This window comes from Amorphus sp. MBR-141, assembly GCF_053628695.1.
Window position 1 is genome coordinate 1 of the sequence record NZ_JBRJGW010000040.1, and the last position, 19,856, is coordinate 19,856.

The following is a 19,856-nucleotide window of genomic DNA, read 5'->3' on the forward strand; positions in this document are numbered from 1 at the left end:
CCACCCGATACGACAAGCGAGACGATAACTTCCTCGCCTCTATCCAGCTCGCATCTCTGCGTATCTGGCTCAGGTCTTATGAGTCGGTGACCTAGACCAGATCGTGCGACGCGCAAAGGCTCGGGACCAACGCCCCTGCGTGGTTGCGCCGTGTTGCTACCCTGCCTTGTTCGATATCGGTGCGGCACGACCCGCGTGCACCGCTGGCGGGGAGCCTTGGTTTCGACCACGAAGGCTCCCCGCCTCATGGACCTGAAATCCTGAAGTCTGAATGCGAAATGCGGGGCGGCTTACCTTGACACCTCTTCGCAAAACTCGATCGTCACCCCGCCGGTCGCCTCGTGGCCGACGAGGATGCGGTTGCAGCCCGACTGCGCGAACGGGACGCCCGCCTGTTTCAGACAGCCGATCGCCGCGAAGGCGCGTTGACAGGGGCGGCAAGCAAATATAATTAACGCGTTAACAAACTGCGATCGAGGTGTCGTGACTGGGCGTGTGACACGATCAAGTTTAGACATCTCCATAGGAGCCTTGGGGCGCTGAATGCCATTATCCCCTCCAAATCTGTATCCGTCTTTCAATATCGTGCGCCTGAGTCACGCCGACCTGACCGTGACCGATCTTTCGCGGTCACGCGCCTTTTATGCCGAGACAATCGGACTGCAGATTACCGACGAAGACGATGACACGATCTATTTCCGCGGGCTGGAAGAACGCACGCATCATTCTCTGATCCTGCGCAAAGGCGATGCGCCTTCGGCTGATGCGCTGGGTTTCAGGGTTTATGACGAGGAAGACTTGGATCGCGCGGAAATTCATTTTAGCAAGCAGGGCTGTGACATAGCGCGGATCGAGCGCCCCTTCCAGGGGCGGACCCTGCGCACGACATGCCCCCTGGGTATACCGCTTGAATTTCATGCCCGGATGGACAGGCTTCCGCCGATCCACCAGAGATACGATCTGTACAAGGGCGTGAGACCCCTGAGAATCGATCACTTCAACTGCTTCTCTCCGGATGTCGATACCTCGGTCTCATTCTTCGGCGAGCTCGGTTTCCGTGTCACCGAGTACACCGAGGACGAGGCGACGAAGAATGTCTGGGCGGCCTGGATGCACCGCAAGGGGGGAGTCCACGACATCGCCTTCACCAACGGCCTCGGCCCGCGGCTCCACCATGTCGCATTCTGGGTGCCGACGCCGCTGGCAATCATCGACCTGCTCGATAAGTTGGCGACAACGGGATACGTGGGCAACATCGAGCGCGGACCGGGGCGGCACGGGCTGTCGAACGCATTCTTCCTTTATATACGCGATCCGGATGGACATCGCATCGAGTTTTACTGTTCGGACTACCTGACTGTCGATCCGGATCTTGAACCAATCAAATGGGATCTAATGGATCCGCAACGTCAGACCCTGTGGGGGGCAGTTGCCCCGCCCTCTTTCTATGAACTCGGGACGGTCTTCAAGGACACGCCCCCCAGGGAGCCGACCCTGAAGTCGGCACCGCCGATGACGCGTTAGACTTTTCACCTGATCAGCAACCTTGGGGGGAACGCAATGGCGCCACGAAATAGGTCGTCAGGTCTGGTTGTATCTTTTCGGCTGGTTCATAGGATTCTCCTGGGCGTTGCTGGTGCGGTTCTTGTCGTGATGATGTTCCACATCTGCGCCGATGCGGTTCTGCGTGCCGTCTCGCCATCCACGACGCTGCATACGCTCGCCATCGTTTCGACCTGGTACATGATCTTCCTGACCTTTCTGCCATTACCCTATGTCGGAGAGGTTCATGGATACATGTGCGTTGAGCTTATCGACCAAGTAGTGAAGGGGCTGGCCAGGCGCATGTTGCGGGTCTTCGTGCTCGCCTTGTCCGCTGCCTATCTCGCAATACTCGCCTATCTCACCTTTGAGGATGCCCTCGAGCAGATGCAGGTTGGCAAGGTCATGGAAACTGCCACGACATATCTGCCGATCTGGCAGCCGGTCTGGGCGCTGCCACTGGCATTGAGCCTGATGGTGATCTGCGAGATCACCCGCCTTGTCCGAATGACCACAGAGCCCCCCGTTGGGAAGAGAGCGCGGACAGATGGATGACCCGATCATTGGAATCCTGGGTTTCGTCGGGACGCTCGTGCTCATCGCCTTGCGGATTCCGATCAGCATCGCTCTCGGAGTGAGCGGGATGGTGGGTCTCTATATTATGCTCGGCTGGCCGGCCACCACCGGGATCGTCCAGACCTCGGTATATGGTTTCGCCGCGAGCTGGAGCCTTTCGGCCATCCCACTTTTCCTATTCATGGGCGCACTTCTGGAAAAATCGAATCTGATTGCTAAGATTTTCTGGGCCGCCAGGCTCTGGCTAAGCGGGCTGCCGGGCGGGCTGGCAATAGCGGTCAACGTCTCGTCCGCCGCCTTTGCGACCGTTTCCGGCTCGAGCATGGCCACCGCGGCGGCTATGGGCAGAATGGCTATTCCCGAAATGCTGGCGGCTGGATACAGTAAAAGGCTCGCGGCAGGATGCGTGGCCAGTGCCGGAACGCTCGGTTCCCTTATCCCGCCGAGCGTGCTGATGATCCTTTACGGTCTGCTTGCGGAAGTATCCATCAGCAAGATGCTCATGGCTGGCCTCTTTCCGGGGCTCCTGACCATGATCGTCTATATGCTGGCGATCCTAATCGTCGCCAAGGTCCGGCCGGACTCCGCGCCGCGGATAGAGACCCGCCCCAACCTCAGCGAGAGACTGAACGGCCTGCGGGGCATCTGGCCCCTGCCGATCCTATTTGTAACGCTACTGGGCGGAATGTACCTAGGCTTCATCACCCCGACCGAAGCCGCCGCCATTGGTGCGCTGATGTCCCTGGTTTATGGGCTCGCGATGCGTGGCTTCACGCTGAGAGGTCTCGTCGAGGCGATCCTCAACACGCTCAACAGCACGGCGCAGATATTCATGATCGCCATCGGCGCTGTGATCTTCACGCGGTTCTTAGCCATTTCCGGCCTGAGCCCCTTCCTGGTCGAGGTGATCCGGGGTGCCAGTTTCCACCCCATTTTCCTGTTCATGGTCGTGTCGATCATGTTCGTCGTACTCGGCATGTTCCTCGATCCGATCGGTGTCATGCTGCTGTCGATTCCGGTCGTCGTCCCGATTTTCGACGAACTCGGATACAATCTCATCTATATAGGTGTCATTGTCGTGAAGTTCGTTGAGATCGGACTTCTGACACCCCCAATCGGACTAAATGCCTTTGTCATCAAGAGCGTCGTCGGCGACGAGATAAGCCTCGCCGATATCTTCAAGGGCATCGGCATCTTTCTGGTGTGCGAAATCATCATAATGATCCTGCTGATAGGGATCCCGCAGATTTCGCTTTTCATCCCTGAGAGCCTCTCGTGAGAGGGGCGGCTGGGACAAGAATTACCAACGAAAATACAACGTTTAGGAGGAACGAAATGCATGCCCAGTTAATCAAAGCGATCACCTCCGGTCTGGTCGTGGCCGGATATCTCACGTCCGGCGCATCGGCCATCAGCGCTGAGACGATCCGCTATTCCACCCTAGTGAGTGTCCAGCATGTGGGCGTGCAAGATTCGGTGAAACCCTTTTTCGACACGTTGGAGGAGAAGTCGAACGGTGAGCTCAAAGGCCGCATCTTCCCGTCCGGGCAGCTGCTCAGCGCCCGCGAGACACTCAAGGGGATCGGCAACGGGGCTGTCGACGCTGGCCTCATCATTCCGCAGTATTTCGGTTCGGAAATTCCGTCTGTTCACATAATAGGGGACATGCTTAACCTTGGTGACGATCCGCTTGCCGTTGCCGGCGCGCTGAACGAAACGCTATTGCTGGACTGTGAGCAGTGCATCGAGGAATACGCCGCATTCAATGCCTATCCACTCACAAATTATGCCTCCACCGAGTATCTCCTGCAATGCAACCGGCCAGTGATTTCTCTGAAAGACCTTTCAGGGTTGCGCGTTCGTGCTGCCGGGATCATGGCATCATATGTGCAGGTACTAGGTGCCAATGCAATCAGCTTGACATCCTCAGAACAGGCCGAAGCCCTGGAGCGAAATCAGATTGACTGCACCACCGCACCGATGGCTTGGCACAAGGCCTATGGCTTGAGGGGAAGCGTTTCGCATGTCACTGATTTGAGTATTGGCGTTTCACGCGGATTTGGGCTTTTCGTCGTCAACAAGGACTCGTGGGAGAGGCTCGGTGAAGACAACCGCAAGTTGATTCTGGATGCCGCGCCGGAAATGGTGGCAGGAATTATGTTCGGTCAGATCGACGCCGATATGTCAGAACGCAACTGGGCGAGCGAGAACGGCGTCGAGATAGTGGAGCCGGAGGACGAGTTGCGCGAGGCCATCGCCAATGTCCCCGGTGGCAAGGAGATTCTGCTGGAGCGCGCCAAGAAACTCGGCGTGACGAACCTTGATGAATTGCTCGAGACGTTCGGTAAGAACTACGAGAAGTGGCAGGGCATCCTCTCCCGGGAAGGCCGGAGCCGCGAAGTCTTCGTCGAGGCATTGCGCAGGGAGATTTATTCCAAGCTGTAATGCGCCGACTCACAGGTCAGATCACGCGTATATCTAGAATTGCACGCGATCTGACCTGACAAGCCTCTGAAATCTAATATTCTTTTCAAGTCAGCTACCCGCCGGTAGGAGGGCAGGATTCCAAGAAAGGATGGTTGCTATTCGCAACAAAGTGCCCTAAATTTGTGGAATGTCAGAAGCGAAGTTAGCGATTAGCAAAACAGAGCAGTCAGCGACCGGCGAAGCGATCGGAAGCGATGATATGCGGGCCCGTTCCAAGGAAATGCTTCACGCAATTCCCACAGTCCGTATCTTCGTTTTGTCGCATATAGCGACGCGGCTGGCCGAGACCAATTACGGCCAACTCGCCGGGCTGCGTTTGACCGAAGCTCGGTTGTTGCTTGTAATGGGCGTCTATGGCCCCTCAAAGCTCGAACGGATCCGTCGCGAGATAAGCATAGAAAAGGGGCTAGCCAGCAGAAGCGTCTCAAGCCTCGTGGAACGCGGTTTGGTTTGCAGGGAACCGCATCGGACAGACGGACGTGCCGCAGAACTGACGCTTACCGAGGACGGGCACGCGCTGTTTCGGGACCTTTACGACAATATCAGTGCCTGGAACGCGGACTGGCTGTCGGTGCTGACAAAAGTCGAGCAAAATACCTTCTTGGACTGCGTTGACAGGCTGATCAAAGCTGCCCGCGAAAAGGCTTGTCAGCAGCACGGTTCTCGGGACGCGGGGCCGGCATCATGATCCCCGAACGAACCAAGGACGCCCATATTGGGATGCTGCGCAATGCGCGCGTGGTCGCCATGGATGAACTGGCACCCGACATCCGGTTGCTCGAAATCGCGCCCCTCGATGGTGTTGGCTGGCCGGCAGCCGAGGCCGGCGCCCACATCGATCTGGTACTGCCGAACGGACTCGTCCGCCAGTATTCGATCATCAATCCCGGCGAGCCGGACCGCTACAAGATTGCTATTCTGCGCGAAGCTGGCGGCAGGGGTGGTTCGGCTTATATCTTCGACGAGTTAAACGAGGGCGACGAATTACCGATAGGCGGGCCTAGGAACAATTTTCCGCTGAGCGACAGCGGACGGCCCGTCTGCCTCATTGCAGGCGGGATCGGCATAACCCCGCTTCTCGCAATGGCTCGGGTCGTTGCCTGGTCCGATATTCCTTGGCGGCTCTACTACTGCATTCGCGACCGGCACCAACTTGCCTTCGGCGGCATGCTCAAGCAGTTCGGACCGAACGTCGTCCTCCATGTCGACTCCGAGAAAGGCGGACCGCCCGATTTGGAAGACATCATAAAGGCCGAACAGGGGAGCGATTTTTACTGTTGCGGTCCGGCGCCCATGTTGGACGCGTTTCGGAAGGCCACGGCGTCGCTGCCGGCGGACAGGGTTCACCTTGAGTCGTTTGATCCGGTTGCCGAGTCCGGCGCAACCAACGAGAGCTTCGAGATTGAACTTGCGACAACCGGCACCACACTCGTCGTTCCGCCGGACAAGTCGATCATGACCGTGCTGGAAGAGGCCGGTGTAGCCATCCTTTACTCGTGCCGGAACGGCCAGTGCGGCACCTGCGAGACGGCCGTTCTCGAAGGCGTTCCGGACCACAGGGACTCCCTGCTGACGGAGCAGGAGCGACAGGAAGGCAAGACTATGATGGTGTGTTGCTCTCGCGCCAAAACACCCAAGCTAGTGCTCGACCTGTAGTTTTCGTCACAATGAGGAGACAAGAATGACAAACGGGGCCAATCCGGCCATCGGCAAACACATTGATGCTGATGGAATCTTGACCAACTATCATGAGGTGGGTCAAGGCATTCCGGTGTTGCTTCTTCACGGGTCCGGAATAGGCGTGTCTGCCTATGCGAACTGGGATCGCACACTTCCGGCCCTTGGCCGTCATTTCCACGCATTGGCGATCGACGTTGCCGGCTTCGGATATACGGATGCTCCGGAGGATGCGGAATTCAACCTGGACTTTTGGGTTCATCATGTCATCGCGTTCATGGATGCAAAAAAACTCGAAAAGGTGCACCTGCTGGGCAATTCCTTCGGCGGTGGGTTGGCCCTGGCGGTCACGGCAAGACATCCCGAACGCATCGACCGGGTTGTCCTGATGGGTTCGGCGGGAACGAAATTCGAGGTGCCGGCGGGCTTCAATGCCGGCTTCGGCTATCGGGGTCGAAAAGAAGATCTGGAAGTTCTCCTGGAGAATTTCACGCTGTATCCGTCCTTGATAACCGAGGACATGATCAATTTGCGCTTCGAGACCTTCAATCGGCCGGGGTACGACAAGATTTTCGAGAAACTCTTTCCCGGGTCCCGCGAAGAGAAAATGAATGCGCTGGTTACGCCGGACGAGCAGATAGCCAGCATTGAAAACGACGTGCTCCTGATCCATGGACGCGAGGATCGGGTCGTACCCAAAGAGACGAGTTTGCACATCTCGTCGCTCATATCCGGCTCAGAGCTGCATATATTTGGCCGGTGCGGCCACTGGAGTCATCGTGACAAGGAAATACGGTTCAATCAGCTGGTTACGGACTTTTACAGGAGTGGATAGGCGCGACGACCCGCTTTAGCCGGGTCATTAGGGATGCGAGCCACTCTCCAGAGAGTGAAGGAGCAGAAATAATGGACGAAACAAAGAATATTATTAGCGACCTCTTCGGCGAACATTCGGTTCACTCCGCGGTGTATACGGATCCGCAACTATTTGACTTGGAAATGAAGAAGCTGTTCTGCGGCGGATGGGTGTTCGTCGGACATGAATCGGAGGTTCCTAAACCGAACAACTACATCACGCGCATGATCGGCCGCGAGCCGGTGATTATGGTGCGTACGCGCGAGGGCAACATCAGTGTAGTTTCCAACAGGTGTGCGCACCGCGGTAACATGCTTTGCCATCAGCATAGCGGGTCGAGCCGCAGCTTCTCGTGTGAGTATCACGGCTGGACCTTCAGCCATGAGGGGGACCTCGTCGGAGTTCCGCTTCCCGGCGGTTCCCACAAGGATCCTTCCTGTCTCGGATTACAGAAACCGGCGATGCAGGCCGAACATCGCGGTTTCGTGTTCATTACCTTCAACCCCGATGCTGGTCCCCTGGACGACCATCTTGGCAAGGCCAAGGGTCTGATCGACCGGTCCGTTTCGCTTTCGCCGACCGGTAAGATCAATCTCTCGGCTGGGTGGCTGAAGCAGCGTTTCCGCGGCAATTGGAAGATGCTTCCGGAAAACTCCACCGACGGATATCACGCACCTTTCACCCACGCTTCCTTCCTGCGGGTTTTTGCCCCAGATTCTCAATACAAGATGCTTTCGGAGAGCGAGGATGAACGCAAGTCCAAGACCGTTGACTGGGGCAATGGGCATGTAGCGCTGGAGCATGCGCCTTCGTACGAAGAACCGCTTCAATGGCTTGGCATCACGAAGGAAAAGTGCCCCGAGTACGTAGAGTCCATGAAGGAGGCGTATGGTGAGGAAGAGGCTGTGCGAAAACTCATCGCCGGGCCGCCGCATTCGACGGTGTTCCCTAATCTTTTCCTTGGAGAAATGAATATTGCCATCTTTCAGCCGGTCAGCGTGGACGAATGTGTACTGTGGCATACTCCGATGTTGCTTGACGGCGTTTCCCACAGCCTGAACGCCCGCATCCTGCGCCAATCTCAGGCGGCGATGGGACCGGCATCCTTCCTCTTGGCTGACGACGCGATCATATCCGAGCGTCAGCAGGTGGCTGCCGGCGGGCGTGGCGGCTGGATGGACCTCAGCCGCGGGCTCAACCGCGAGGAAAAGCGCGAGGATGGGTCCGTTTGGGCACATATCAGCGATGAAACCACCAACCGGGGTTTTTGGTCGCACTATCGGGAAGTGATGTAGTCATGACCAAGCATGAAGATAGAAGTCTGATGGAAGTGAGTTTGGCCGATCAGCAGAGGCTAATTGACTTTCTCAATCTTGAGGCAAAGTACGCTGATGAAGCCCGTTACGATGAATGGGACGGTTTACTGGAATCTGACATGTTCTATTGGGTCCCGGCCGGCGATACCAAACAGCCGGATCCCGAAACGACGGTGTCGGTCATTGCAGACAACCGTCCCCGTCTGAAGAACAGGATTGCGCAGTTGAAAACCGGCTTGCGGTTGGCTCAGCAGCCGGCCTCGCCCATGCGCCGTCAGTTGTCGAACTTCGAGTTCAAGTCATTGAACGAGCACGAATTCTGCGTCGAATGCAATTTCGCGCTGTTTGAGTATCGTATTCAGGCAACGCGGGAAATGACAATCTGGGCTGGTCGTTATGAATACAGGCTGAGGCGCCGTGATTATTCTTTCGGTATGTTCTACAAGCGAGTGGAACTGACCAATGCCAGCGACCCCCTTCCGACACTCGCCTTCCTGATCTAACACCTGGAGAAGAAATGATACTCCCCGCTACAATGCTGGCCCGCATTAGCCGGAACTACGGCGGCAAGACGGCATATCACTGCGGTCCGGTGTCTCGCACCTGGGACGAGATGAACGACCGCTCCGGTCGTCTCGCCGCGGGTTTGTTCTCCCAGGGTCTCACCAAAGGTGACAGCGTAGTCATCCTCGGAAAGGATTCAGTGGAGGTTTTCGAACACTACTTCGCCTGCATGAAGGCCGGGTTTGTACGAGTCTCAATCAACTGGCGGTACGCTGCTGCGGAAATCGCCCATATTCTCGAAGATTGCGACGCAAAGGTCGTGCTTGTGCAGGCGGGTTTTGTCGACATTCTGCGGGATGCGCTGCAAATTGCCGAGCTTCACGGCGACTGCACTCTGATCGGCTTTGGTGAAGGCCATGGTCTTGAAGAAGATTATGACCGACTGATTGCCGTATCGGTGCCGCTGGAGCCGCAGGATCTCCTTCCCGAGGAGCCCCTGGTGATCAGCTACACATCCGGCAGTTCGGGAGTCCCCAAGGGCGTCATCCACAGTCACCGGAGTGTCGCTCTGATAATTTATCAGGGAGCCGTCTCACGGGGCCTGACGACAGACGATGTCTGGTATCCGGCGATTGCTTCGTCGTGGATGGCCTGTGTGCTCGGCATGATCGGGCTGGTCAACGGCATGACCACCGTCATGATGGACGGCTCCTTCAAAGTTGACAGTTTCATTAATGAGGTTAGCCGCCATAAGGTTACGGCCGCCCTCATGGTGCCGACAATGATCCGCCGGGTTCTGGACGCTTGCGAGGGTCGCGAGGAGGTGTTGTCATCCCTGCGTCTCCTAGCCTATGGTTCGGCGCCAATCACGGTCAGTCTTCTGAAACGCGTCATGGATACGCTTGACGTCCGTTTCCTGCAGACCTACGGGCTGACCGAAGGCGGCTGGGTGAGCCATCTGACGCCGAAGGATCATGACTACGCTTTGGCAAACAATCAAGACTTACTCCGGTCCGTCGGGCGACCGGGCGGGATGTATGAAATCTCGATCCGGAATGACGGTGGTGAACTCGTGCCCAACGGTGAAATAGGTGAAGTGTGGGTTCGCGGCGAAACGACGATGCTTGGCTATCGCAACCTCCCCGAACTGACGAAGGAAGTTCTTGTCGAGGGCTGGCTAAGAACCCACGATATCGGGCGTTTCGACGAGGCAGGATATCTTTATCTTATCGACCGCAAGAATTTCATGATCATCACCGGTGCGGTCAACGTCTATCCGTCGAGCGTGGAATTCATCCTCGAGGCGCACCCGGACGTAGCCGAGATCTGCGTAGTGGGCGCTCCTCATCCAGAATGGGGAGAGGCTGTGGTTGCCGTCGTCGCACCGCATAACGGCCGTCCCCTGCCGAGCGTGGAAGATCTGAGGGCTTTCGGCGAGATTCATCTCAGTCGGATGGAACTTCCCAAGCACGTTCTGCGTCTGGACAGCTTTCCCCGCACTTCCACGGAGAAAGTGGACAAAGGGGCCATTCGCCAGTTTGTGCGCGGACAGGCTAGCGCCCTGCCGTGGTGGCAGGGCAGAACGGTGGAGTCATGACAGGCTTTCGCCCTGGCCCGTTTGCGGCCATCGCCGGGCTGGGCTTTAGCGAAATGGCGAGGACGGATATCGGGACGCCCCGGGACTTGGCCATCGACGCTGTTGTCGCCGCCGCCCATGACTGCGAATTGGACTTGGCTGATATCGACGGGTTGATGCTGACGTCCAGCCCTTCCGCGCCGCTCAACACGGTACCGCTTAGGCTGCGCGAGGACCTCGGGCTGACCGAATTGAACCTGTTGGGAAATCTCCAGGTCGAAGGAGCCTCTGTGGTGGCCTCGATCCAGCACGCAAGCCTACATATCCATCATGGGATGGCGAGCATTGTGGCATGCGTCTTCGCGGACGTCCCGATCCGCCCCGGCAAGGAGAAAGGAAGCATGTCCTACAACCGGGTCATGCCCTTATCTGGCCTAGACCAATGGGAGGACTGCTACGGCCTGTATGGCGCCGCCGGGCCGTATGCCATGGCGGCACAACGCTATCTTCAACAGTACAACTTGGCTGACGAGGCATTGGGACACTATGCGATCGCATGCCGAAGTTGGGCCCAACACACCTCTCGGGCGATGCTTCGCGATGCGATCGAGATGTCAGATTATATCGAATCGAAACTCGTTGCCGATCCGTTCCGGGTGCTGGATTGTGCCTATCCGGTAAACGGGGCGATCGCTGTCATCATCACCTCGAGCGAACGGGCGAAGGACCTTCGGAAGCCGCCCGTCTATCTTCACGCATTTGCACAGGGTCATACCGGCGGCGGAAACCTTGTCGGCCGCGAGCCCGAACTGCAGTCCGGTGGACTTGCGGCGCGCAAACTCTGGCGGACCTCCGGCATCGGCCCGGAACGGATCGAAATGATGCAGGTCTATGACGCGTTTTCCTATGTTGGTGTCATCGCTCTGGAGGAATACGGGCTGTGCGAACCGGGAACGGCGACGCATTTCATTGCCGAGGGGCATACCTCCCCCGGCGGCAGTCTGCCGATGAATACAGGCGGCGGACATCTTTCGGGTTTTTATCTGCAAGGCATGACACCGCTATCCGAGGCGGTGATCCAGGCGCGTGGACACGGAGGTGATGCTCAATCGTCTCGCAACAACCTGATCCTTATTACGGGGACCGGGGGGCGACTGGACTATCACGCGGCGATGCTGGCTAGCCCGCACGAAGTGCTATGAAAGTCAATCGTCGCCATTCCTCCTTTGTCGAGACGTTTCAAACCTTCCAAGGGAAGCGTGAATTGCACCTGGCGAGGTGCCGGGCCTGTCATGAGATCCTTCCGTACACGCAAAGGCTCTGCCAGCGGCATCCAGCCTCGACCCTCGAATGGATCGAGGCGACCGGGCGAGCGCGCCTTCATACGTTCACGGAGTATCACATCAGCTATTCACCGGCCCATCCGGCTCCTTACGTGGTTGCCATGGTCGAATTGGAAGAAGGCCCGCGGCTTGTTTCCACGGTTCTTCAGGAGGCCGGTTGCGAATTGCGAACCGGGCTGGAACTGCAGGCAAGTTTCGATAACGATGGGCGGTTGGTTTTCATACCAGATCAATCTTAACTACTTCTGTGAGTGCGAAGAACGCGCCCAGTTCCACCCGCGATCAACATGCCAATGATCGTGCGTGTTCGCAACAAGCTGCGAAAGAGTAATACTGATCTGTTCATTTTCCGTTAGTTCCAGGCATCAAGCCTGAGGACACGCCATGAGCGGATCATCGCATCACCCGAGCGGTTCACTCCCTGAGCCTGATCCATGAACAGAGGTCGTCCGATACGCGAGGTGCCCGAACGACTGAGATCGGCAAGACCTTGGTTTCGACCAATCTGCGGACGTTGCAGGGCTCACGTCACAGCTCCTGTTCAGTTTCCGCTGGGAGATCGTTAAGCTGTTCCAGCAAATCAAGGAGCAACTCAAACCGCTCTTCGCCGAACCGGGCGCGGATATCACCATAGATGCGTCGGCTTTCCGGCGCAACTTTCGCGATCAGTCGAACGCCTTTGTTTGTCATGGAAAGTATCGTTCGGCGTCCGTCATTGACGTGCTGGTGCCTAGCGATTAGCCCACGCTCTTCTAGATGGCGTAGAATTCTGGTGAGGCTGGGTGCCATGATGCAACTGCGTTGCGCCACATTGGTCGCATCCACCTCCTGCTCTTCATTGATGACGCGCAAAACGCGCCACTGTTGCTCCGTGATATTATGGATGGCGAGCATCGGCCTGATGCGAGACATCAATTTTTCGCGGCTTCTCAGTAACGCGATCGTTAGCGAGCGACGGGCGAGGCGCGGCATTATTTCTTCACGTGAATTTAGGTGTTTAGTGTTAATCAAAGTCATTTTCCCGCCCAATGGTGCGTCGCTCGTCTATTAAAACACAAGGTCTCTTGTATCACGGCATGGTTTATTATATATAACATATTATTCATAATTCGGATCTTGCCTATCCGGTTGTTACCCACACCCACTAAACGGGGGGTGCGCCCATTGCCCGGAGTAAAGCCCGTCGAAGGTTGGCGAGGCCGCGCCTCCCGCTATTCCGAGCAGCGAGCGGAACGCGTTGAACGGATAGAAGCGCCGGTTTAATCGAAACGTGAATTCGTTGAGGTTAGAGATAACTCGGTTTGTCTGAACAGCCTCGGCGGCTTGGTAGGTGGATCGACTGCCGGGTTTACGCCGCTGCGAGAAGCGGCTGGTTGAAGTAGGTCTGGTCGGGCGTTTTTCCTCCCAGCCGTGAATGCGGACGTCGCCCGTTGTAGAAGTCGAGATATCTGCCGATCGACGCCCGTGCATGGCTGACGGTCTCGTAGGCCCGCAGATACACCTCCTCGTGTTTCACCGATTTCCAGAGCCGCTCGACGAAGACATTCGTCGTGCCAGGCGCCCTTGCCGTCCATGCTGATCTTGATGTCTTTGGCCAGCAGGACTGTCGTAAAGTCGATGCTGGTGAACTGCGTCCCCTGATCCGTATTGAAGATCTCCGGTTTGTCGAAGCGGGCCATCGGGATGTAGGTGATGTCCATCGCCCAGACCTGGTTCGCCCGCATCACCGGCAGCTTGCGCAGAAGATAGGGATAGATCTTGTGGCCCGGCGCAGGCTTCGATGTGTTCGGCCTACGGTAGATCGCCTCCAGCTCCATCCGCTTCATCAGCGTCGCGATATGCAGGCGGCCGACGATGATCCCTTCTCCAGCCAGGAGCCCGCGCAGCATACGGCTTCCGGCGAAAGGGTATTCCAGATGCAGTTCGTCGATCCGACGCATCAGCGCGAGATCGGCGTCGCTGATCGGGCACGGCTCGTAATAAACGCTGCCGCGGCTGATCCCCAATTCCCGGGCTTGCACTGCGATCGGCAGATCATGCGAGCGATCGATCATCGCTTTGCGCTCGCCAACAGTCCGGCCTTGTCGAGCACGACCTCTAAAAAATTGATCGCCAGCGTCAACTCGCCGATCTTTGCATGCAGCGTCTTAACTTCAACCGGCTCGGCCGCGGCCGCAGACGGCGATCCGAAAACACCGGCGGCGCCTTCCAAAAGCTGCAATCGCCATTGCGTGATCTGGTTCGGGTGGACGTCAAATTGCTGCGCCAACTCGGACAGGGTCTTCTCCCCGCCAACTGCCGCCAACGCGACTTTCGCCTTGAAGGCCGGGCTGTGGTTCCGGCGCGGTCTCTTGCTCATCGTCTCTCCTGTTCACGGCCATCTTCGCCGTCTTCAGGCAGACATTCCACTCATGCCGCTGTTCAAATTCCCCGAGCCACCTCTAAACTCTCCAAGATGTCCAAATATGCACGTTCGGGCCTGCCGAGATGTTCCCTGACCGTTCCGTTTGTTGGCCAAATTTCCACCGACCGTGTTATCGGGTCAAGAAAAAGCCCGCCGGCGGCGGGCCCGTGCGGCGGTTGGAACCGCCAGAGAATGAGGAGCGGACAAAATAAGGACGCCTTCCGGCGCCGTTCACGTTCCCCGTGGTGAGGTGCGCGGTACATCGGTAGCCTCTATTTAGAGGCGCGTAGCCATACCGCCACACGTTGTCAAGCCGGCTCGTCGTGTCAGTCACACGAATCGATCCTGCGTGAAAGATGCCGCCCAGGTGACTGTGAGGTCAAGTGGATGCGGATCCAAAGCGATCCGAATGCGATCGCGCTCTCGTCCGCCGCATAGCCTTGCCGGACTTTCGCACCTACGAGGCGAGCCGCGCAGAGAACCGGGCATTGCGCTCCAGGCACGCAAACCGAATCTGCCTGAATGATGCCTTACACGGGATCCTGGGGTCAACCGCGAGCCACTTGACAAATTATGGGGATATACCCATCTTTAAAAGAAAATGACCGGTAAATTGCGCCCGCTTGAAGAAGTTCGTTGGATTGGCTCCAGCCATAGTGACTTTCTGGAATTCCCTGCGGCGTTGCATGATAGTTTGGGCACGCTCTGCGCCGCGTGCAGGAAGGAAAAATCCCGCATCATTCTAAAATCCTGAAGGGCGCACAAAGTGGCGCGGTCGAGGTTATCGACGACCACGACGGCGACACTTATCGGGCCGTCTACTCAATCAGGTTCGCCGAGGTTGTTTACATCCTCCACGCGTTCAAAAAGAAGCCCAAAAAAGGCGTCTCAACGCCTAAATCGGACTTTGACCTTATCCGCAGGCGCATGCAGATAGCGGAAGAGCACTATAAGCAAAACCCGCCGCAACAAAGGAGGCCATGACATGCGAAATGAGAAGGTTAAAGTGGGAAGCTATAATGTCTTTGCAGACATCGGCTATCCCGACGCCGAGCTTCATCAACTTAGAGCTCGTATCATCAGTGAGATTGGGGACATCATCGATAGCCTGGATCTTACACAGGCGGCCGCAGGCGAAATCATGGGCATTGGGCAGCCGGATGTGTCGAAAATGCTGCGTGGGCATTGCCGCGAGTATTCAGTTGAGCGCCTGATGGGGTTTCTGACCCGCTTCAGCCGGGACGTTGAAATCACCGTGCGGCCGCATCAGGGCGACGATGCCGGCCGGATCACGTTTCACACTACCTCGGCTTAACGTATTCCAGGCCCAGGCCAGGAAGAGAAGGCGCAAGCTCCCTCTTTGCGAGAGTAGTTATTTACAACACCATCCCAGCAATGCATATGATATATTTAATTGAAATTCGGAGTTTATTGAAAGTATTACAGGCGGCGGACATGCCATTTAGCCGTTTGATGCGAGACAAGGTAAAAATAACCAGTAAGAACGGGAATATTTTGGCGGAGAATCTTCCGGCTAGCGTTCAGTCCGGGAAGATCTTTACGATGGACTCCTCTGTTCCTATTAGTGTCGGTGACCATTTTTTGCGCGAACTTCCGAGCGGCTTGGTGGAAGACTATGAGGTTATCGACCCAGGTTATCACCCGGGAGGGTCGGGCATCCCAGATAACTACCAGTCAAAAGTTCGTCGCACGGATCAACCGCCATCTACCCCCTCAACGGTGATTAATAATATTAGCCAAACATTCAGTGGCGAGAACTCGCGCGGCTACGTTCAATCGACGGACAACGCCCGCAATACCTCCGCCTAATATTGAATGGATCGAGGTCTCTCAATTTGTTGACCAGGCTAAATTAGCCGCAGAATCTCTTCCTCTCGCGGAACGTGAGCGTATTGAGGAGCAGATTATTGCCCTTGAGAATGAAATAAAAAGCGGTAGACCCGACCAGTCCCGCATGCGTAAAGCGCTAGAATCAATAAAAATAGCCGCAGAGGGAGAGCCTGTTGCAGAATGCCGCCTGACCCTACCGTCCCCGCTTGACCTCCCGACGCCGGGCTGATTCCCTCGGATGCGGCAACAGATGTTGGTGGCAGAGATGGCGAACTTCTATCGCGAACCGGATCGGCGGCAGCGGTTTCTTCTTCCGGTGGACATGTCGGAGTGGGTTTGTGAGACGGACATGGTTCACCTGCTGCTGGATGCGATCGAGCTGATGGACCTGTCGGCGTTCGAGGCCCATTACACTAGGCGCGGCACCGGCGCGCCGCCGTTCGCGCCGTCGATGATGGTGTGCGTGCTGATCTACGCGTATGCCAACGGGCACCGCTCCAGCCGCAAGATCGAACGCCTGTGTGAGCGGGACGCGGGGTTCCGGATGATCGTCGGCGACGAGGTTCCCGATCACAGCGTGATCGCACGGTTCCGCAAGCGCCACCGGAGCGCTTTCGAGGCGCTGTTCGCCGAGGTGCTGAAGCTCTGCCACAGGGCGGGTCTGGTGCGGCTTGGCGTGGTGGCCCTGGACGGGACCAAGGTCAAGGCGAACGCGTCGCTGGCGGCCAACCGGACGGCCAGGTCCCTGGAGGCCGAGGTGGCGGCCATGGTGTCTGAGGCCGAGGAAGCGGACACGGCCGAGGACGCGATGTTCGGCGACGAACGGGGCGACGAACTCCCTGCCGACCTGCGGAACGCTTCCGGCCGCCCGGCCAGGCTGCAGGCCTGTCTGGATCAGCTTCATGCCGAGGCGAATGCGGAGGCCGCCCGCCAGCAGGAGAAGATCGACGCCCGCGCCGCCGAGGAGGAAGCGACCGGCAAACGCAAGCGGGGCCGCAAGCCGAAGCCTGCCGAGGCGGCGGTCGACGAGGCGGCCAAGGCCAACGTGACCGATCCCGACAGCCGGATCATGAAGAGCCGCAAGGGTTACCTCCAGGGCTACAACGCCCAGGCGGTGGTGACGGCCGAGCAGATCATCCTCGCCCCCGGGGTGACCAACGGGGCCAACGACGTCCACCAGTTGGGGCCGATGATCGACAAGGCCCTGGAGATGATGGAGGCGCTCACCGGCGACGAAGTGGCGTTGGGGGTGGGCCTGTTCGACGCGGGTTACTGGTCGCAGGACAATGCGGCGGCGGAGACGGCGGACTGCGAGTACCTGATCGCCACTACCAAGGACTGGAAGCAGCGCAAGGCGATGCGCGACGCGCCGCCGCCCCGGGGCCGGATGCCCAAGACCCTGAGCGCCCGCGAGCGGATGGACCGCAAGCTGCTGACCAGACGTGGCCGCACCCTTTACCGGCTGCGCGGGCAGACCGTGGAACCGGTGTTCGGCCAGATGAAGGAGATCCAGGGCGCGGACGGCTTCATGATGCGGGGTGAAGAGGAAGCCCGGGGCGAGTGGAGCCTGCACTGCACCGGCCACAACTTCAGGAAACTGCACTCGGCGTCCGTCCGCCAGGGCAAAAGCGGCGGGAAATGGCTCCGAAATTGAGGCTATAGGGCGGGGAACGCGGCCATCGACAGCGAAAACCAGCCGGGGACCGCTTCATGCCGCCAATTCCGACCTATTCTGCAACGGGCTCGGGAGCGGCGGGCAATTTACTTGCTTTAGGAATAGCGGCGATGGCAGCAAGACTCCTTGGGAGTTAGCCATCCGCACAAAGCGTGCCGAGAATTGCAGATGCGTCCAGCAAACGACCGTTTATTTGACATGGCCAAACCCCCTACCTGCTTGAGCCCGCGAGGGTCGGTTTTGTGTCAAAAAACTATGCCCAAAAATCTATTGTCAAGAAAACGCTTTTGGAGTAGTTTTTTTGACATGCTGATTGGATACGCCCGCGTTTCGACCGACGAACAAAACCTCGACCTGCAGCGCGACGCACTCGAGCACGCCGGCTGTGAGAAGATTTTCGAGGAGAAGAAGTCCGGACGGGCGGGCAGCAAGCGGCCCGCGCTCGAGGACGCCCTTGCCTACCTCCGCCCGGACGATGTGCTGGTGGTATGGAAGCTCGACCGCCTGGGTCGCTCCCTCACCGAAATGATGCGCACCCTCGAGCAACTGCGTCAGGGCGGCGTCAAATTTCAAAGCCTCACCGAACAGCTGGACAGCGAGACCGCGCAGGGCCGCTTCGTGCTGCAAATCCACGGCGCGATCGCTGAGTATTTCCTGGAACTGAACCGCGAACGAACGATGGAAGGCCTGAAAGCGGCCCGGGCGCGTGGACGGGTCGGTGGGCGGCGCCGGCGGCTTTCGGACGAGGACCTGAAGATTGGTAAGGCACTGCTGGCCGCAGACACGATCTCTGTGGCCGATGTCGCTAAGCGCCTCGGTGTGTCCCGGCAGACCCTCTATAACTATTTTCCCCGAGCTCGGGCCGCAGCTCAGGGGGATCAGGCATGAGCGCCGCCTACCTCACACGCGTTGACCCGGCACAGAACATGGCGCGGTACTACGCCATGGACATCCAGCCGACGCTGTTCGGCGAGTGGACAGTGGTGCGGGAATGGGGCCGTATTGGCAGCGCCGGCCAGATGAAAGAAACCCCCTACCCTACGTCGGCCGACGCTGAACTCGCTTTGAAGCGCCTGGCAGCCACGAAGGCCCGCCGGGGATACAGGCTCCTGACTTAGGGGGACGCATGGGCAACACCCCGTCACGAGATCGTCGGCGTCTCCATCGAAAACTTGTGCTGTGCGGTATAAGTTATTGTCATGAACAGAGTGACATCATCTGGGGTCCTTATCGTGGATGAACTCCCCCCCTCCGCAATGATCACGCGGCCTGACCATCCTTCATCTGGCCCGAGGGATGCTGATCCAGAAAAACGATAACAAGAAAGCCCCCCCTCGATGCGCTTGTCCTGGAACGAAATCCGCGTCCGCGCGGCTACCTTTGCCGCCGAATGGGCCGGAGAGGGCTACGAAAAGGGACAGACGCAACTCTTCTACCGTGACTTCTTCGAGGTGTTCGGCGTGCCTGTGCGCCGCGTGGCGAGCTTCGAGGAGCCGGTCAAAAACCTTGGCGACCGGCGCGGCTTCATTGATCTGTTCTGGAAGGGCGTGCTGCTCGTCGAGCAGAAAAGCGCCGGGCGGGATCTGAAGAGAGCCAAGACCCAGGCACTCGACTACTTCCCCGGCCTGAAGGACGCTGATCTTCCGCGCTACATCCTCCTAAGCGATTTCCAGACCTGCGAGCTTTACGACCTCGAAGAGGACGATGCGGTTTTCTTTACACTTGCCGATCTGCCGCGTCATGTCGAGAAACTCGGCTTCATCCTCGGCGTGCAGAAGCGCAGCTTCAAGGACCAGGACCCCGTCAACATCGACGCGTCCGAGCTTGTGGGCAAGCTGCACGACGCGCTGGAAGAGGCCGGTTACACTGGCCACGACCTCGAACAATTCCTCGTCCGCACGGTGTTCTGCCTGTTCGCCGACGACACCGGCATCTTCGAGCCGCGCGATATTTTTCTAGTGGATTGATCGGATCAAAGGAGTCCGCTTGGGGATTCCTCTGACGGCGCGGCCGTGCGAGTCTGACGTATGCGCAGCGGCATCTCCTTCA

General features: G+C 57.9%; 20 protein-coding genes and 2 pseudogenes. 19 read left to right on the plus strand and 3 right to left on the minus strand.

All coding sequences use genetic code 11. From position 1 onward, the window contains the following. Positions 1 to 543: 543 nt before the first annotated feature. The 12 genes from hpaD (at position 544) to ACSSVZ_RS26470 (ending at position 12,116) form a co-directional block, all read left to right on the plus strand. Positions 544 to 1,524 carry a 3,4-dihydroxyphenylacetate 2,3-dioxygenase gene (gene hpaD / locus ACSSVZ_RS26415; protein ID WP_453973853.1) on the plus strand — a complete coding sequence of 327 codons (981 nt, stop codon included), beginning with the start codon at positions 544 to 546 and terminating at the stop codon, positions 1,522 to 1,524. 129 nt (positions 1,525 to 1,653) lie between these two features. After that, entirely contained in the window at positions 1,654 to 2,097 is a 444-nt protein-coding gene (locus ACSSVZ_RS26420; protein ID WP_453973854.1) for a TRAP transporter small permease, read from the plus strand. Beyond that, the gene (locus tag ACSSVZ_RS26425; RefSeq protein ID WP_453973855.1) at positions 2,090 to 3,397 is read left to right on the plus strand and encodes a TRAP transporter large permease; all 1,308 of its coding nucleotides are present in this window, start codon (positions 2,090 to 2,092) and stop codon (positions 3,395 to 3,397) included. Before ACSSVZ_RS26420 ends, ACSSVZ_RS26425 begins: the two co-directional genes overlap by 8 nt. Positions 3,398 to 3,453: 56 nt before the next feature. Continuing rightward, the gene (locus ACSSVZ_RS26430) at positions 3,454 to 4,563 is read left to right on the plus strand and encodes a C4-dicarboxylate TRAP transporter substrate-binding protein (protein ID WP_453973856.1); all 1,110 of its coding nucleotides are present in this window, start codon (positions 3,454 to 3,456) and stop codon (positions 4,561 to 4,563) included. A gap of 169 nt (positions 4,564 to 4,732) precedes the next feature. Continuing rightward, entirely contained in the window at positions 4,733 to 5,293 is a 561-nt protein-coding gene (locus tag ACSSVZ_RS26435; protein WP_453973857.1) for a MarR family winged helix-turn-helix transcriptional regulator, read from the plus strand. Continuing rightward, on the plus strand, positions 5,290 to 6,261 hold the full coding sequence (locus ACSSVZ_RS26440) for a PDR/VanB family oxidoreductase (RefSeq protein ID WP_453973858.1): 972 nt from the start codon (positions 5,290 to 5,292) through the stop codon (positions 6,259 to 6,261). The genes ACSSVZ_RS26435 and ACSSVZ_RS26440 overlap by 4 nt, the downstream gene beginning before the upstream one ends. 25 nt (positions 6,262 to 6,286) lie before the next feature. After that, positions 6,287 to 7,117, plus strand: coding sequence for an alpha/beta fold hydrolase (locus ACSSVZ_RS26445; RefSeq protein WP_453973859.1), 831 nt, complete (start codon positions 6,287 to 6,289; stop codon positions 7,115 to 7,117). Positions 7,118 to 7,188: 71 nt separating this feature from the next. Then, positions 7,189 to 8,433 (plus strand): aromatic ring-hydroxylating oxygenase subunit alpha, encoded by a 1,245-nt coding sequence (locus ACSSVZ_RS26450; RefSeq protein WP_453973860.1) that lies wholly within the window; start codon positions 7,189 to 7,191, stop codon positions 8,431 to 8,433. Between the two features lie 2 nt (positions 8,434 to 8,435). Then, positions 8,436 to 8,957: an aromatic-ring-hydroxylating dioxygenase subunit beta gene (locus ACSSVZ_RS26455; RefSeq protein WP_453973861.1), complete on the plus strand. Its 522-nt coding sequence runs from the start codon at positions 8,436 to 8,438 to the stop codon at positions 8,955 to 8,957. 14 nt (positions 8,958 to 8,971) lie between these two features. Then, positions 8,972 to 10,555 (plus strand): class I adenylate-forming enzyme family protein, encoded by a 1,584-nt coding sequence (locus tag ACSSVZ_RS26460; RefSeq protein WP_453973862.1) that lies wholly within the window; start codon positions 8,972 to 8,974, stop codon positions 10,553 to 10,555. Further along, positions 10,552 to 11,736: a thiolase C-terminal domain-containing protein gene (locus tag ACSSVZ_RS26465; RefSeq protein WP_453973863.1), complete on the plus strand. Its 1,185-nt coding sequence runs from the start codon at positions 10,552 to 10,554 to the stop codon at positions 11,734 to 11,736. Before ACSSVZ_RS26460 ends, ACSSVZ_RS26465 begins: the two co-directional genes overlap by 4 nt. Next, entirely contained in the window at positions 11,733 to 12,116 is a 384-nt protein-coding gene (locus ACSSVZ_RS26470) for a Zn-ribbon domain-containing OB-fold protein (protein WP_453973864.1), read from the plus strand. Before ACSSVZ_RS26465 ends, ACSSVZ_RS26470 begins: the two co-directional genes overlap by 4 nt. A gap of 289 nt (positions 12,117 to 12,405) precedes the next feature. Here the strand turns inward: ACSSVZ_RS26470 and hpaR are convergent, their stop codons facing one another. The 3 genes and pseudogenes from hpaR to ACSSVZ_RS26485 all read right to left on the minus strand — a co-directional run bounded on the left by hpaR (position 12,406) and on the right by ACSSVZ_RS26485 (position 14,236). Next, the gene (gene hpaR / locus ACSSVZ_RS26475; protein ID WP_453973865.1) at positions 12,406 to 12,894 is read right to left on the minus strand and encodes a homoprotocatechuate degradation operon regulator HpaR; all 489 of its coding nucleotides are present in this window, start codon (positions 12,892 to 12,894) and stop codon (positions 12,406 to 12,408) included. Between the two features lie 114 nt (positions 12,895 to 13,008). After that, positions 13,009 to 13,164: pseudogene (locus ACSSVZ_RS26480) on the minus strand (IS1595 family transposase); the annotation flags it as partial. Between the two features lie 61 nt (positions 13,165 to 13,225). Beyond that, positions 13,226 to 14,236 (minus strand): annotated as a pseudogene (locus ACSSVZ_RS26485) (integrase core domain-containing protein). A gap of 759 nt (positions 14,237 to 14,995) precedes the next feature. Here ACSSVZ_RS26485 and ACSSVZ_RS26490 point away from each other — a divergent pair. From ACSSVZ_RS26490 to ACSSVZ_RS26520, 7 genes are all read left to right on the plus strand, one after another. Next, positions 14,996 to 15,265: a type II toxin-antitoxin system RelE/ParE family toxin gene (locus tag ACSSVZ_RS26490; RefSeq protein ID WP_453973867.1), complete on the plus strand. Its 270-nt coding sequence runs from the start codon at positions 14,996 to 14,998 to the stop codon at positions 15,263 to 15,265. 1 nt (position 15,266) lies between these two features. Continuing rightward, positions 15,267 to 15,596, plus strand: coding sequence for a helix-turn-helix domain-containing protein (locus ACSSVZ_RS26495; protein WP_453973868.1), 330 nt, complete (start codon positions 15,267 to 15,269; stop codon positions 15,594 to 15,596). Between the two features lie 80 nt (positions 15,597 to 15,676). Beyond that, a complete protein-coding gene (locus ACSSVZ_RS26500; protein WP_453973869.1) occupies positions 15,677 to 16,111 on the plus strand; it encodes a hypothetical protein in 435 nt (144 codons plus the stop codon). Between the two features lie 403 nt (positions 16,112 to 16,514). Continuing rightward, positions 16,515 to 17,786, plus strand: coding sequence for a transposase (locus tag ACSSVZ_RS26505; protein WP_453973870.1), 1,272 nt, complete (start codon positions 16,515 to 16,517; stop codon positions 17,784 to 17,786). Between the two features lie 327 nt (positions 17,787 to 18,113). After that, positions 18,114 to 18,695, plus strand: a complete 582-nt coding sequence (locus ACSSVZ_RS26510; protein ID WP_453973871.1) for a recombinase family protein — start codon at positions 18,114 to 18,116, stop codon at positions 18,693 to 18,695. Next, positions 18,692 to 18,925, plus strand: coding sequence for a WGR domain-containing protein (locus ACSSVZ_RS26515; protein ID WP_453973872.1), 234 nt, complete (start codon positions 18,692 to 18,694; stop codon positions 18,923 to 18,925). The genes ACSSVZ_RS26510 and ACSSVZ_RS26515 overlap by 4 nt, the downstream gene beginning before the upstream one ends. Before the next feature lie 219 nt (positions 18,926 to 19,144). After that, entirely contained in the window at positions 19,145 to 19,774 is a 630-nt protein-coding gene (locus ACSSVZ_RS26520; RefSeq protein WP_453973873.1) for a type IIL restriction-modification enzyme MmeI, read from the plus strand. The last annotated feature ends 82 nt before the right edge of the window (positions 19,775 to 19,856 follow it).

Bases quoted from the DNA above. Each gene is read 5' to 3' on its own strand.
- hpaD (WP_453973853.1), top strand. From the start codon at position 544: ATGCCATTATCCCCTCCAAATCTGTATCCGTCTTTCAATATCGTGCGC.
- ACSSVZ_RS26420 (WP_453973854.1), top strand. From the start codon at position 1,654: ATGATGTTCCACATCTGCGCCGATGCGGTTCTGCGTGCCGTCTCGCCA.
- ACSSVZ_RS26425 (WP_453973855.1), top strand. From the start codon at position 2,090: ATGGATGACCCGATCATTGGAATCCTGGGTTTCGTCGGGACGCTCGTG.
- ACSSVZ_RS26430 (WP_453973856.1), top strand. From the start codon at position 3,454: ATGCATGCCCAGTTAATCAAAGCGATCACCTCCGGTCTGGTCGTGGCC.
- ACSSVZ_RS26435 (WP_453973857.1), top strand. From the start codon at position 4,733: ATGTCAGAAGCGAAGTTAGCGATTAGCAAAACAGAGCAGTCAGCGACC.
- ACSSVZ_RS26440 (WP_453973858.1), top strand. From the start codon at position 5,290: ATGATCCCCGAACGAACCAAGGACGCCCATATTGGGATGCTGCGCAAT.
- ACSSVZ_RS26445 (WP_453973859.1), top strand. From the start codon at position 6,287: ATGACAAACGGGGCCAATCCGGCCATCGGCAAACACATTGATGCTGAT.
- ACSSVZ_RS26450 (WP_453973860.1), top strand. From the start codon at position 7,189: ATGGACGAAACAAAGAATATTATTAGCGACCTCTTCGGCGAACATTCG.
- ACSSVZ_RS26455 (WP_453973861.1), top strand. From the start codon at position 8,436: ATGACCAAGCATGAAGATAGAAGTCTGATGGAAGTGAGTTTGGCCGAT.
- ACSSVZ_RS26460 (WP_453973862.1), top strand. From the start codon at position 8,972: ATGATACTCCCCGCTACAATGCTGGCCCGCATTAGCCGGAACTACGGC.
- ACSSVZ_RS26465 (WP_453973863.1), top strand. From the start codon at position 10,552: ATGACAGGCTTTCGCCCTGGCCCGTTTGCGGCCATCGCCGGGCTGGGC.
- ACSSVZ_RS26470 (WP_453973864.1), top strand. From the start codon at position 11,733: ATGAAAGTCAATCGTCGCCATTCCTCCTTTGTCGAGACGTTTCAAACC.
- hpaR (WP_453973865.1), bottom strand. From the start codon at position 12,894: ATGACTTTGATTAACACTAAACACCTAAATTCACGTGAAGAAATAATG.
- ACSSVZ_RS26495 (WP_453973868.1), top strand. From the start codon at position 15,267: ATGCGAAATGAGAAGGTTAAAGTGGGAAGCTATAATGTCTTTGCAGAC.
- ACSSVZ_RS26500 (WP_453973869.1), top strand. From the start codon at position 15,677: ATGCATATGATATATTTAATTGAAATTCGGAGTTTATTGAAAGTATTA.
- ACSSVZ_RS26505 (WP_453973870.1), top strand. From the start codon at position 16,515: ATGGACCTGTCGGCGTTCGAGGCCCATTACACTAGGCGCGGCACCGGC.
- ACSSVZ_RS26510 (WP_453973871.1), top strand. From the start codon at position 18,114: ATGCTGATTGGATACGCCCGCGTTTCGACCGACGAACAAAACCTCGAC.
- ACSSVZ_RS26515 (WP_453973872.1), top strand. From the start codon at position 18,692: ATGAGCGCCGCCTACCTCACACGCGTTGACCCGGCACAGAACATGGCG.
- ACSSVZ_RS26520 (WP_453973873.1), top strand. From the start codon at position 19,145: ATGCGCTTGTCCTGGAACGAAATCCGCGTCCGCGCGGCTACCTTTGCC.